Genomic DNA, 12,910 nt, shown 5'->3' with positions numbered 1-12,910 from the left:
TGAATTCCGGAGTTGCCATTGGGCGAAAAGACTGATTCATAAGGTTGAATCTGCAGTTAAGCGTTTTTGGGGTATAGGGGCACATGGCGAAGGCAGCACCGGAAGGTCTGATCACGGCATTGGACGTTGGCTCGTCCAAGGTTTCGGCGCTGATCGCGCAGAAGGCCGATGACGGCACTTTGGTGGTGCTCGGCACCGGCCAGCGCGAGAGCCGCGGCGTCAAGCGCGGCTATGTCGCCGACATGCACGCGACCGAGCTGGCGATCCGCGAGGCGGTCGAGCAGGCCGAGCGCATCGCCGGGCAGAATATCGAAGACGTCTGGGTCAGCTTCTCCGCCGGCGGCCTGATCTCCGACATCGTGCGCCTTGAATCGGATCTCGGCGGCCACCGCATCGAGCAGAACGACATCGACGAGCTGCTCAAGGCCGGCCGCGACGCGATCGATCCGCAGGGCAAGATGGTGCTCCATGCCCAGCCGACCCGCTACACGGTCGACGGCCTGGCCGGCGTACGCCGCCCGCTCGGGCTCCATGCCGAGCGGCTGGGCGTCGACATCCATGTCGTCGCGACCGACGGCGCACCGGTGCGCAACCTCGATCACTGCGTCCGCTCGGCGCATCTCGAAGTCCGGTCGATCATCGCCGCGCCGGTCGCGACGGGCCTGGCCTGCCTCACCGACGAGGAGCGCGAGCTCGGCGTCGCGCTGGTCGAGATCGGCGCAGGCGTCACCAATGTCTCGGTCTTCTCGCAGGGCGTGCTGTCGGGGCTCGCCTCGATCGCGATGGGCTCGGCCGACATCACCGACGACATCGCCTCGGCCTTCGGCACCGCGCGCGCCTGGGCAGAGCGCACCAAGTGCTTCCACGGCTCGGCGAACCTGAGCCCGCGCGACAATCACGAGATGATCGACGTGGTGCCCGCCATCCCCGATGACGGTGCCGAGGGTCCGCGCATCACCAAGGCGCAGCTCAACGCGATCATCCGCAAGCGGCTGGAGCGGCTGATGGCCGAGATCCAGAAGGAGCTGAAGAAGCTGAGCTTCGAGGATCCCGCCGGCCGCCAGATCGTCCTCACCGGCGGCGGCGCCGAGCTGAAGGGCGTGGCCGACTATGCCCAGCAGTTCCTCGGCAGCGCGGTGCGCGTCGGCCGGCCCAAGGGGCTGGTGGCGCTGCCCGAGGCGCATGCGGGGCCTGCCTTCGCCACGCTGGCGGGCCTGGCGCGCTTCGCGGCGGCCGATCCGATCGACCTGCGCGCGCTCGAGCCGAATCATCAGCTGGTGACCAAGGCGAGCCCGGGAGCCCTGATGCAGCGGCTAATCGCGGCGTTCCGGGCGAATTATTAGAAGAAATGCGTTGGTAACTTCGCGTTCCCTCTAGAGTCGCCCCCGGCGTTCGTGCAGAACGGGAGCCAGATTACGCGCCTGTGACAGCCACCCGGGCGCAGGGAGAACAAGGCGATGAGTATCGATTTCCTTCCGCCCGACGTGGACGAGCTGACCCCGAAGATCACCGTAGTCGGTGTGGGCGGCGCGGGCGGCAATGCGATCGCGAACATGATCCGCGCCGACGTGCAGGGCGTCGACTTCATCGTCGCCAACACGGATGCGCAGGCGCTCAAGCAGTCGAGCGCCGGCCACCGCATCCAGCTGGGCGCCAAGATCACCCAGGGCCTGGGCGCCGGCTCGCGGCCCGAGATCGGCCGCGCCGCCGCTGAAGAGACCATCGACAGCGTCCAGAAGGCGCTCGAAGGCGCGCACATGGTGTTCATCGCCGCCGGCATGGGCGGCGGCACCGGCACCGGCGCTGCCCCGGTCATCGCCAAGGCGGCGCGCGACATGGGCATCCTCACAGTGGGTGTCGTGACCAAGCCCTTCGCCTTCGAAGGCAAGCGCCGCGCGACTTCGGCCGAGGCAGGCATCGACGAGCTCCAGAAGTATGTCGATACGCTGATCGTCATCCCGAACCAGAACCTGTTCCTGATCGCCAATGCGAACACGACCTTCAAGGAAGCGTTCGAGATGGCCGACGAGGTGCTGCAGCAGGGCGTGCGCGGCATCACCGATCTGATGGTCATGCCCGGCCTCATCAACCTCGACTTCGCCGACGTCCGCTCGGTGATGCAGGAGATGGGCAAGGCGATGATGGGCACCGGCGAGGCCGAGGGCGACGACCGCGCGCTCATCGCCGCGCAGAAGGCGATCGCCAACCCGCTGCTCGACGGCGTCTCGATGAACGGCGCCAAGGGCGTGATCGTCTCGATCACCGGCGGCGAGGACATGCGCCTGCTCGAAGTCGACGAGGCGGCGAACCACATCCGCGAGCTGGTCGATCCGGACGCGAACATCATCTGGGGCTCGGCCTTCAATCCGGAGCTCGAGGGCAAGATCCGCGTCTCGGTCGTCGCGACCGGCATCGATGCCGATGCGCAGCCGGTGGCCGCGCCGCGCGCCGCCGAGCAGCCGCGTGTCTTCTCCTTCTCCACCCCGCGCCGCACCGCGGCTGCCGAGCCGGCCGCCGCGGCCGCGCCGGAGCCCGATGTCGCGCCGCAGCCCGTGGCAGAGGAGGCGCCGCTCGCGCCGCCGGTGCCCGAGGCCTATCAGCCCGAAGCGCCCGAGGATCTCGCACCGCTCACTCCGCCGGTTCCCGAAGCCTATTCGCCCGAGCCGCAGGCCCAGGCCGAGCCGGCCCAGGCGAGCTGGGTCGATGACGGCAAGGACGCCGACGAGGACGAGCTGGTGCTTGGTGCCGACAGCCTGGTTCCCGAAGCGCCCGCCGCGCCGATCGACGAACCGGCAGCACCCGTACCGACCTCGCGCCGTCGCTGGCTGACCGGTGGCGACGACGAGGAAGCCGCGCCTTCGATCCCGGCCGAGAAGCCGGCGAAGAAGAGCGGCGGCACGCTGTTCGAGCGCATGGCGATGGCGTCGCGCGGCGCGTCGAAGTCCGACGATGACGACGACAAGGATCCGCTCGACATCCCGCGCTTCCTGCGCAGCCAGAACAACCAGTAAGCCATTGGTCGCCGGCCGGCCTCGCTTCGGCGAGCCGGCCGGCCCCGTCCATTGGCGGTTCAGCGTAACGAAGCGCAAGCTGGCGGGGACATGAACCGGATTCCTTTTATCGGCGCCGCAGCGCTTGCCCTGATCGCGGGCGCGGCCCCCGCTTTCGCCCAGACCGAAATCGTCGCCCGGCCCAATCCCGATGCGGATCGACTGGCCAACGATATCCGTACGCTTGCCAGCGATCCGCGCGACGTGCGCACGCTGCTCGATGCCGGGATGACCAGCGCGCGGCTGGGCGACACGTCCGCCGCGCTTGCCTTTTTCCAGCGCGCCGAAGCGCTCGAGCCGGGCAATCCCCGGATCGCGGCGGGCCGCGGTATGGCGCTGGTCCGGCTCGAACGGCCGGGCGAGGCGCTGCGCCTGTTCCAGGAAGCCGAGGCCAAGGGCGTGCCGGCGCGCGAATATGCCGCCGATCGCGCCTTTGCCTATGATCTGCTCGGCCAGCCCGGGCTCGCCCAGCGCGACTACAAGCTGGCGCTCTCGGCGGATCGCGACGATGAGACGGTGCGCCGCTATGCGCTGTCGCAGGGCATCACCGGCGACCGCGAAGAGGCGATGCGCACGCTGGAGCCGCTGCTTCGCCGCAGCGATCGCGCCGCGTGGCGCGCGCGTGCCTTCATCCTGGCGATGAGCGGCGATACGGCGGGCGCGGAGAAGATCGCCGCCAGCATGATGCCGGGAACCATGGGGCAGGCGCTGTCGCCCTTCTTCCGCCGCCTGGCGACCTTGGGCCCGGCCGATCGCGCCTTTGCCGTGCATTTCGGCGAACTTTCGCCCACCCAGGCGCGGATTGCCGATGCCCGGCTGGCGCCCGATCTGCCGCGCTATGTACCGGCGCCCCGGCCGGTGCAGGTCGCCGCCGTCCAGCCCGCGCCGGCGCCTGCGCCCGAGCCCAAGGGCAGGGACCGTCGTTCGAAAAAGGATCGCGAGCGCGACGAGAAGCTCGCCGCCATCGCCGCGGCGCGCCAGCCGGCGGCGCCTGCGCCCCAGCCGGCGCCCGATGCCGATCTGCCGCCGCCGCCGCGCTTCGTGCAGCCCGCCCAAGCGATCGTCCAGCCGATCCCGACACCCAGGCGCGAGGACGAGCCGAACGAAGTCGTCGAGCGCAAGCCTGTGCCGACTCCGACGCCCGCGCCGGTCCGTGTGGCTTCGGCCCCGGTGCGCGTGACGCCGGCCCCGGCGCCCACGCCAGCGCCGACTCCCACGCCCAGCTTCACGCCGGCGCCCGCCGCGGCCACGCTGGCCCGCGCCGAGTCGGTGGTGGTGCGCCCGGCGCCGCGCCCCGAGCCTGCGCCGCCGGGCCCGGCCAGGGTGGGGCAGGAGGATTCGGTCCTCGCTGCGATCGTCGGCGGAATCACCATTCCGGCGGAGGAACTCGCCACTGTAACGGCCACGCCGACCGATCCCGTGCCGGTCTCCGCGCCCGAGCCTGAGCCCGTGCGCGTCGTCGAGACGAGACCCGCGCCGGCACCGCCCAAGCCGGAGCCGAAGCCGGTCGCGGCCAAGCCCGATCCGAAGAAGCCGGATCCCAAGGCCAAGACCGCGGCTGAGGATGCCAAGGAGGGCACCAAGCCCGATCCCAAGGCGAAGAAGCCCGAGCCCAAGAAGCCCGATCCGGCCAAGACCGATCCGGCACGCGTCTGGGTGCAGGTGGCGGGCGGCGCCAACCCGGATACGCTGGCCAAGGCCTGGAAGGGCGTGGTCACCAAGGCGCCCGCCGCGATGAAGGGCAAGTCCGCCTGGACCACCCCGCTGCGCGCCACCAACCGCGTGCTCGCCGGCCCGTTCAAGACCGGCGCGGAAGCTCAGGCCTTCGTCAACACGCTGGGCAAGGCCGGCGTCTCCGCCTTCGTGTTCACCAGCGAAGCCGGGCAGAAGGTAACCAAGCTGGCGCTGTAATCCCTCGGGCATCCAGTTATTGGCGTCACCCCCGCGAAAGCGGGGGCCCATCTCCTGAGCTATCTCAATTTACTGCCGCTGCGATTGTGGCGCGCACACGAGATGGGTCCCCGCTTTCGCGGGGATGACGAATGGGTGGATGACGGAGAGCTGGAGGGCTGTTACGGCACCCCGGTGAAAGCAATTTCCTCCTGGGCCTCCACCCCCGAAGCCAGCCGCGGTCGCCTCCATTCCGAGCCCGGCGGCACCGCGCGGGGCCCGCGCGACGCGTTCCAGCGCGACCGCGACCGGATCATCCACTCGATCAGCTTCCGCCGCCTGCGCCACAAGACCCAGGTGTTCATGGCGCCCGACGGCGATCATTTCCGCGTGCGGCTCACCCACAGCCTCGAAGTCGCGCAGATCGGCCGCGCGATCGCCCGCACCCTGGGGCTCAACGAGGATCTGACCGAGGCGCTGTGCCTGGCGCACGACATCGGCCATCCGCCCTTCGGCCATGCCGGCGAGAAGGCGCTGAACGAGGCGCTGGCCGGGCAGGGGGGCTTCGATCACAACGGCAACACGCTGCGCACGCTGACTGCGATCGAGCGGCCCTATCCGGCATGGGACGGGCTCAACCTCACCTGGGACATGCTCGAAGGGCTGGCCAAGCATAACGGCCCGGTGACGCATCCCGAATGGGCGCTGGCCGAGGCGGATGCCGCCTTCCCGCTCGAGCTCGAGAGCTGGGCCTCGCTCGAGGCGCAGGTCGCGGCGATCGCCGACGACATCGCCTATGACAATCACGATATCGACGACGGGCTGCGCGCCGGGCTGCTCCAGCTCGACCAGCTGTTCGAAGTGCCGATGATCGCCGAGGGCTGGCGCCAGGTGGAGGCGAAATTCCCCGGCGGGGAGCGGCGGCGGCTGGTGAGCGAGCTGATCCGCGCCCAGATTGGCGCGATGGTCAACGACCTGATCGACGCGACGCAGGGCCGGATCGCCGAGAGCGGGGTGGAGACGGTCGCCGATGTGCGCGCCGCCGGCCAGGTGCTCGCGCATTTCTCCGATGGGATGCGCGAGGCCGAGCGCGGGCTCAAGCGCTTCATGTACGCCAATCTCTACCACCATCCGAGCCAGCTCGCAGCGGCCGACGCGGCGCATACGGTGGTGGCGGGGCTGTTCGCCGCCTATCGCGCCGATCCCGGCCTGATGCCAGCCGAATGGGCCGGCGCGCTGCCGGCCGAGGAGCCGGCGCGCAGCCGCCACATCGCCGATTTCATCGCCGGCATGACCGATCGCTATGCGATCGCGCGCTACCGCGAACTGGTCGGCACGATCGACCTGCCCGAGGGCTTCTGACGCCCGGGCAAGAAAAAGGGCCGGAGCGTCACCGCCCCGGCCCGATTTTTTCCTGGTGGAAGGCTCAGCGCGCCGCGACCTGCGACGGGGCCTTCTCCTTGGGCGCGCGGAACGAGACGCGCGTGCTGTTGACGTAACCGTCGACCCAGCCGTTCTGGACCGACAGGCGGAACTCGCCGCCTTCGCTGGTCTTGCCCTCGAGAACCTGGGCCTTGTCCTTGTTCGTCACCGAATAGGTGTAGGTCACGCCTTCATGGGTGAAGGTGCGGTCGCCGGCGAACGCGGCGGGAGCGGCGAAGGTCAGGACGGCGGCAGCGGCCGTGAAAAAGAATTTCGTCACGATCTTTCTCCTTGTTGATAAAGAAGCCAGATCGGCATCCAGTGTGTTCTGTTCTTGCGCCAACTTATGTTGCGACGCAGCAAAAACGACAATCGCAAAGGCTGGAAGGTACGGTTGCACGAAACGCAAGCGGCGAAAGGAAGGGTTGCGGCGTTGAACCGAATTGGTGGCAAACTTCTGCGACAGTTTAGGCGTAGCCCGGACACATAAGCTCACAGGGGAACCGTATGACGGACGCCAGTATCGCGCTTAACCGCTTCGGGCTCGGCGCCAGGCCGGGCGAGGATGCCGGGAGCGATCCCCGCAAATGGCTCGCCGGGCAGATCGAGCGTTTCGATCCAAAGCCGCAGGCGATCGCCGCGCAGCCCCCGAGCGCGCAGGTCGCGCAGGCGCTCGGCGATTTCTACGAGCGCCAGCGGCTGCTCCGCCAGGCCGAGGGTCCCCGCCGCGAGCGCCAGCCCCAGCCTGCCGGGCCGGCGCAGCCCGCCGGCGCCAAGCCGGCCATGGCCGAAGGCGCGACGATGCAGGACATGCAGGGCGCCCCGGCGATGCAGGAAGGCATGACCGCCAGGCCCGCCGGCGCCCAGATGCAGGGCATGCAGGACATGCAGGGCAAGCCCGCCGGCAAGAAGCTCTATGAGGGCGAGGATGCCGCGATGATCGCCCGGCGCGAGGCGGGGCGCGAGCAGCGGCAATATTATGTCGGCATGGTCTCCGCCCGCGCGCTGACCGCGATCACTTCGCCCACGCCCTTTGCCGAACGGCTCGTCCATTTCTGGGCGAACCATTTCGCCGTCTCGGCCGACAAGCTCGAGCTGGTCGGGCTTTCGGGCACGCTGGAGTTCGAGGCGATCCGCCCGCATGTGATGGGCAAGTTCGGCGACATGCTCAACGCGGTCGAGCGCCACCCGGCGATGCTGCTCTATCTCGACCAGGCGGTGTCGGTGGGGCCGAACAGCGCGATCGCGCAGCGCCAGCGCGGCCGGCGCAGCGGCCTCAACGAGAATCTGGCGCGCGAGATCATGGAGCTCCACACGCTCGGCGTGCGCAGTGTCTATACCCAGGCGGACGTCACCGAGTTCGCCCGCGCGATGACCGGCTTCACCGTTGCCGGGATCGGCCGCGGGCCGGGCGCACGCCTCACCGATGGCGCGCCGGGCAGCTTCTATTTCGCCGATCGGCTGCACGAGCCGGGCACGCGCACGATCCTGGGCAAGCAATGGAGCCAGCAGGGCGAGCATCAGGCCGCCGCGGTGCTCGACCATCTCGCCACCCATCCGGCGACCGCGCACCATATCGCGACCAAGCTTGCCCGCCATTTCGCCAGCGACGATCCGCCCGCGCCGCTGGTCGCGCGGCTCGAAAAGGCATTCCTGTCTTCGGGCGGCGACCTGCCCACGGTCTATCGCGCGCTGATCGCCGCGCCCGAATGCTGGGCGCCCAAGCCGGCCAAGTTCAAGTCGCCCTGGGAATGGTCGATCTCGGCGATGCGCGCGCTCGGCACCCAGCAGGTCCAGCCCCAGGCCGTGAACGGGCTGATGGGCCAGCTCGGCCAGCCGACCTGGAAGCCGGGCTCGCCCGCGGGCTGGGACGATGTCGCCGGCGCCTGGGCCGGGCCCGACGCGGTGATGCGCCGGGTCGAGGCGGCCGAGCGCATGGCCGCGCGCGCCCGCGACACGATCGACGCGCGCCAGCGCGCCGCCCAGCTCTTCCCCGATGCGCTGAGCGCCGGCACCGCCCAGTCGATCGCCCGCGCCGAGAGCCCGGGCCAGGGCCTCGCCCTGATGCTCGTCTCTCCCGAATTCATGCGGAGGTAAGCCCGATGACCGCACTTTCCCGTCGCAACTTCGTGGGGCTCGGTGCCTCCGCCATGCTCGCCACTGCCTTTGGCTCGCGCATCGCCTTTGCCCGGGCGGCGACCGAGCGGCGCTTCGTCTTCATCATCCAGCGCGGCGCGGCTGACGGGCTGCACACCGTCGCACCGGTGGGCGACCCCGCCTATGCCGGCCAGCGCGGCCAGCTCGCCGAGGATTTCGCCTCGGCGCCCAGGCTCAACGACATGTTCGCGCTGCACCCGTCGATGAAGAACATCTACGGCCTCTATGGCGCCAAGCAGGCGCTGTTCCTCCACGCCGTCGCTTCGCCCTATCGCGACCGCTCGCACTTCGACGGGCAGAACGTGCTCGAGACCGGCGGCACCTCGGCCTATCAGCTCAAGGATGGATGGCTCAACCGGCTGCTGACCATGCTGCCCGCCGACGACAAGGCGATCGCGCTCGCCGCCACCGTGCCGATGGCGCTGCGCGGCCCGGTCGAGGTGGCGAGCTATGCGCCGTCGTCGCTGCCCGATGCCTCGGACGACCTGCTGATGCGGGTCAGCCAGATGTACCAGCAGGACGCGCAGCTCCACGGCATCTGGGAACAGGCCACCGCGACCAAGGTGCTGACCAACGACCTCGCCTCGGACAATGGCAAGAACGCCGCCGACACCGGCGCGCTCACCGCCAAGATGCTCTCGGCGCCGGGCGGCTCGCGCATCGCGATGATCGAGACCGGCGGCTGGGACACGCATGCCGGGCAGAAGGGCCGCCTTGCCGGCCAGCTCAACGGCCTCGATAAGATGATCGGCGAGCTGCAAAAGGGCCTCGGCCCGCTCTGGGCCAACACCGTGGTGCTCGTCGCCACCGAGTTCGGCCGCACGGTGAAGGTCAACGGCACCCAGGGCACCGATCACGGCACCGCATCCTGCGCGATGCTGATGGGCGGCGCGGTCAACGGGGGCAGGGTGCTCGCCGACTGGCCGGGCCTCGCCGATGCCGCGCTCTACGAGAATCGCGACCTCAAGCCCACCACCGGGCTCGACACGGTGATCAGTTCGACGCTGTCCGCGCATTTCGGGCTGGTGCCGCAGAGCGCCGCGAAGAAGCTGTTCCCCGAGCTCCAGGCGGCGCGGCCGCTCCAGGACCTGCTGCGCGCCTGACGGGAACCCGGCCTTAACCTGCGATCGGCCATAGCGGCGGGATCGCAGGTTGAGGCTCGCCTTTGTCCACGCCGCCGGTTTCGCAATCCCCGCTCCGCATCGCGCTCGCCGCTCTCGGCAAGTGCATGCTGGCGCTCGCGATCTTCTCGGGCATTTTCGGCACCTATATGTGGATGCGCGCGCGCGAGCCGCTGCCCGGGGCGTCGCAGAAGCAGGGCGCCTGCGTGCTGTGGTTCGTCGGCAGCTCGTCGATGAGCCGCTGGGCCTCGCTCCAGCAGGACCTCTCTCCCTGGTATGCGCAGAATCGCGGCATCGCCGGCGCCACCATGTCGGAGCTGAACCTCCATTTCGCGCATGACGAGGCGAAGCGGGCGCCCCAGGCGATCGTCTATTATGCCGGCGACAACGACCTCGCCTTTGGCCGCAGCGTCGCCGACACGGTCGCCGATCTGCGCGCCTTCCTCGAGATCAAGTCGAAGCTGTTCGGCAAGACCCCGGTGTTCCTGATCTCGCTCAAGCCCAGCCCCACCCGCTGGGAGCAGCGCGTGGCGCAGGACCAGTACAACGCCGCGGCGAAGGCGATCGCGCTGGCGCGAACCGACATCGCCTATGTCGATATCGTGCCGTTGCTGCTCGAAAACGGCCGGCCGGGGCCCTTCTTCAAGGAAGACGGACTGCACCTCAACGACGAAGGCTATCGCCGCTGGAAGGTCGCGCTGCGCCGCACGCTCGATGCGCGGTTCAAGCCCGAAGTGGTAGAGCGCTGCAATCCGGATCGCAGTTAAATCGGCGATCACGCCATTTTGGTTCGAAACCGGAATAATCGCTTAACATATCGCGCCTAGACCGGACGCCGTCGAACAGCACTTCGCAGCGCTGAGGGGGCGATCTTGCAAGGCGAGCGTATAGCCGGGCTGGATAACTGGCGGGCATTGTTGATGCTTGCGGGCCTGTTCCTGCATGCGACGATGGTGCAGGAAGCCGATATTCCGCTGTTCGATCTGATCGCCCGGATCTCCGCCAATTTCCGCATGGGCGCCTTTTTCGCGGTCGCCGGGCTGCTCAGCCTCTATGCGATCCGCAAGCGGGGTGCCGATGCCTGGCTGGCGCGGCGCAGCTTCCAGATCGGCGTTCCCACGGCATTCGGCCTGTTCGTGCTGGCACCGTTGATGAGCGTGGTCCTCAGCTGGCACTGGTATGGCAGCCTGATGCCGCCGCTGCCGGCGCTCGGCTGGTGGCATTTCTGGTTCCTGGTCGATCTGCTGCTCTATGCCCCGATCACCTGGTGGATCTATCGCGCCGATCGCGCGCAGGGCATCTTCGCGCGGATCGATGCCTGGGCGGAGCAGAGCCGCCCCTCGGTCACGCTCACCATCCTGTCGGTCGGCGGCGTGTCGCTCCTGCTCGTGCAGGCGGTGGCGACGGCGGCGGCCCTGGCAGGGCCCTGGCAGAACGCGGTTTGGACGCTCCACCAGATCGTCAGCTATGCGCCGCTCTATCTCTCCGGACTCGTGCTGGCCGGCTCGCCCGTGCTGCTTCGGCGCGTCACTGCGCGCACCGGGCCGGCGCTCAACGTGCTGGCGCTGGTCTTCGGCCTGTGCCTGGCATCGCGGCTGCTGCCGGGGCAGGGCGACAGCCTGTTCGCCACGCCGATGAGCCCGCTCAACCTCGTCACCACCACGCTGTGCCCGCCTGCCGTCACGGTGCTGATCCTGCGATCGGCGCTGCTGATCCGCGAGACGCCGCCGATGTTCCGCCGCGTCGCCGATGCCGCGTTCACGATCTACATGCTGCACTTCCCGATCATCCTGCTGCTCGACATGCTGCTCGATCCGCTGCGGCTCGATCCCTATGCCGCCTATGCGTTGACGGTGGGGCTGGCCGGCTGGCTTTCCTACCGCGCACACCGCGTGATCGTGCGGCGATCCCCGCTCGCGGCATTGCTGCTCAACGGCGCCGATCCAGGGAAGGCGCGGGCAGTGGCTGCCGAGTGAGTCGCGCCAACTCAAGAAACATACATTCTTGATTGCATGTAAATGTAAGCCTAGCCTCTGACGACCGACGGAGATCGGCGATCAGGGGAGGAATATCTGCGCATCCGCGCACGACGCGGTGCGCCCGGCGAACAGCCCTGTCCCTGATGCCTTTCTGCGCGGCCGAACCGTTCGGCCCGGCGCTGTCCACGCGGTTCGAAGGAGAAGAACGACAAGCGCAAGGAGAGGCAGATGAAGAGAGTGTCCCAGGCGATATTCGCGACGCTGGTTTCCGCCGCAGCATTGGCCGCCGCCCAGCCGGCCGCGGCGCAATCCGTCCCCAACGCGCCGACCGGCCCGGTCGAGACGCAATATTACGCCAATGGATCGTTCGCGACGACCCAGCTGCGCTCCGCCGCGGCCTGCGATTCCAAGGGCAATCAGTGCGACGTCTTCTATCCGTCGAACATCGCCTCGCTGACCACGCGGTTGCCGCTGGTGGTCTGGGCCAACGGCACGGGCTCGACGCCGGACAACTACACCGTCTGGCTCAAGCATCTCGCGAGCTGGGGCTTCGTCGTCGTGGCCACGCGCGACCAGCAGACCGGCTATGGCAATACCGTGCTCGATTCGCTTGCCTATATGCAGGCGGAGGAGGCCAATCCGGCGAGCCCCTTCTATCACCGCATCGATTTCACCCATGTCGGCGCGGCGGGCCATTCGCAGGGTGCCTCCGGCGCCGCCAACGCGATGTTCCACTCCGGCGGCGCGATCCGCACCGCGGTGACGTTCGAGCTGCCCAGCCAGACCTGGTGCAACCCGGCGGACAATTGCCTGCTCACGCCCACGCTCACGGGCGGTTCGGGATCGATCTTCTATGTCAGCGGCACCGCCGACAGCCTGATCGCGCCCGACACGCAGAGCGGCGGCACCCAGCTCAATTCGCAGACCGCCTATTACAACGCCACTCCGGCCGCGATGCAGAAGGCCAAGGGGCTGCTGAAGGGTGCCAATCACAACGACGTTACCGGCACGCCCGGCTGCGGCCTGCTCGGCTTCCTCAAATCCTGCGCCAACGGCGTGTACGGCTATCTCGGCTTTCCCACCGCCTGGCTCGCCTGGCAGCTCAAGGGCGACGCGACCGCGGGCGCCGCGTTCAAGAGCGGCACCGGTGAGTTCTTCACTGCCACGGCCTGGCAGGGCCGGGTCTCCAACATTCCCTGATCGCCGCTGGTCGCGGGGGGGGGGCGGGGGGGGCGGGGCCCGCGGCGCCGGCGGGGGGCGGTGGCGGCGGCGGGCGGGGGGGGGGGGTGCT

Annotated in this window: 10 protein-coding genes; 9 read left to right on the top strand and 1 reads right to left on the bottom strand. The window is 69.0% G+C overall.

What is annotated here, in order from left to right:
- The first annotated feature begins 83 nt into the window (after positions 1-83).
- The 4 genes from ftsA to P6144_RS09080 all read left to right on the top strand — a co-directional run bounded on the left by ftsA (position 84) and on the right by P6144_RS09080 (position 6,302).
- Complete coding sequence (gene ftsA, locus P6144_RS09095; protein WP_277767439.1) at positions 84-1,343, top strand: cell division protein FtsA; 1,260 nt, start codon at positions 84-86, stop codon at positions 1,341-1,343.
- 114 nt (positions 1,344-1,457) lie between these two features.
- Positions 1,458-3,011 carry a cell division protein FtsZ gene (gene ftsZ / locus P6144_RS09090; RefSeq protein WP_277767438.1) on the top strand — a complete coding sequence of 518 codons (1,554 nt, stop codon included), beginning with the start codon at positions 1,458-1,460 and terminating at the stop codon, positions 3,009-3,011.
- A 90-nt stretch (positions 3,012-3,101) separates the two neighbouring features.
- The gene (locus P6144_RS09085) at positions 3,102-4,961 is read left to right on the top strand and encodes an SPOR domain-containing protein (RefSeq protein ID WP_277767437.1); all 1,860 of its coding nucleotides are present in this window, start codon (positions 3,102-3,104) and stop codon (positions 4,959-4,961) included.
- A gap of 174 nt (positions 4,962-5,135) precedes the next feature.
- Positions 5,136-6,302, top strand: coding sequence for a deoxyguanosinetriphosphate triphosphohydrolase (locus P6144_RS09080; RefSeq protein WP_277767436.1), 1,167 nt, complete (start codon positions 5,136-5,138; stop codon positions 6,300-6,302).
- Positions 6,303-6,366: 64 nt separating this feature from the next.
- Here P6144_RS09080 and P6144_RS09075 read toward each other — a convergent pair whose 3' ends face one another.
- Positions 6,367-6,642 carry a hypothetical protein gene (locus P6144_RS09075; RefSeq protein WP_277767435.1) on the bottom strand — a complete coding sequence of 92 codons (276 nt, stop codon included), beginning with the start codon at positions 6,640-6,642 and terminating at the stop codon, positions 6,367-6,369.
- 227 nt (positions 6,643-6,869) lie between these two features.
- Here P6144_RS09075 and P6144_RS09070 point away from each other — a divergent pair, with 227 nt between their 5' ends.
- The 5 genes from P6144_RS09070 (at position 6,870) to P6144_RS09050 (ending at position 12,819) form a co-directional block, all read left to right on the top strand.
- Positions 6,870-8,459 (top strand): DUF1800 domain-containing protein, encoded by a 1,590-nt coding sequence (locus tag P6144_RS09070; RefSeq protein ID WP_277767434.1) that lies wholly within the window; start codon positions 6,870-6,872, stop codon positions 8,457-8,459.
- Between the two features lie 5 nt (positions 8,460-8,464).
- Positions 8,465-9,622, top strand: coding sequence for a DUF1501 domain-containing protein (locus P6144_RS09065; protein ID WP_277767433.1), 1,158 nt, complete (start codon positions 8,465-8,467; stop codon positions 9,620-9,622).
- 62 nt (positions 9,623-9,684) lie between these two features.
- Positions 9,685-10,407, top strand: a complete 723-nt coding sequence (locus tag P6144_RS09060) for a GDSL-type esterase/lipase family protein (protein ID WP_277767432.1) — start codon at positions 9,685-9,687, stop codon at positions 10,405-10,407.
- Positions 10,408-10,512: 105 nt separating this feature from the next.
- Positions 10,513-11,616 (top strand): acyltransferase family protein, encoded by a 1,104-nt coding sequence (locus P6144_RS09055; protein ID WP_277767431.1) that lies wholly within the window; start codon positions 10,513-10,515, stop codon positions 11,614-11,616.
- Positions 11,617-11,847: 231 nt separating this feature from the next.
- Complete coding sequence (locus tag P6144_RS09050) at positions 11,848-12,819, top strand: hypothetical protein (protein WP_277767430.1); 972 nt, start codon at positions 11,848-11,850, stop codon at positions 12,817-12,819.
- Positions 12,820-12,910: the final 91 nt, after the last annotated feature.

The organism is Sphingomonas sp. HITSZ_GF, from assembly GCF_029543155.1.
GTDB lineage: Bacteria > Pseudomonadota > Alphaproteobacteria > Sphingomonadales > Sphingomonadaceae > Sphingomonas.
The sequence above is the reverse complement of the archived record's forward strand: the minus strand, read 5'-3'. Positions and strand labels throughout refer to the sequence as shown.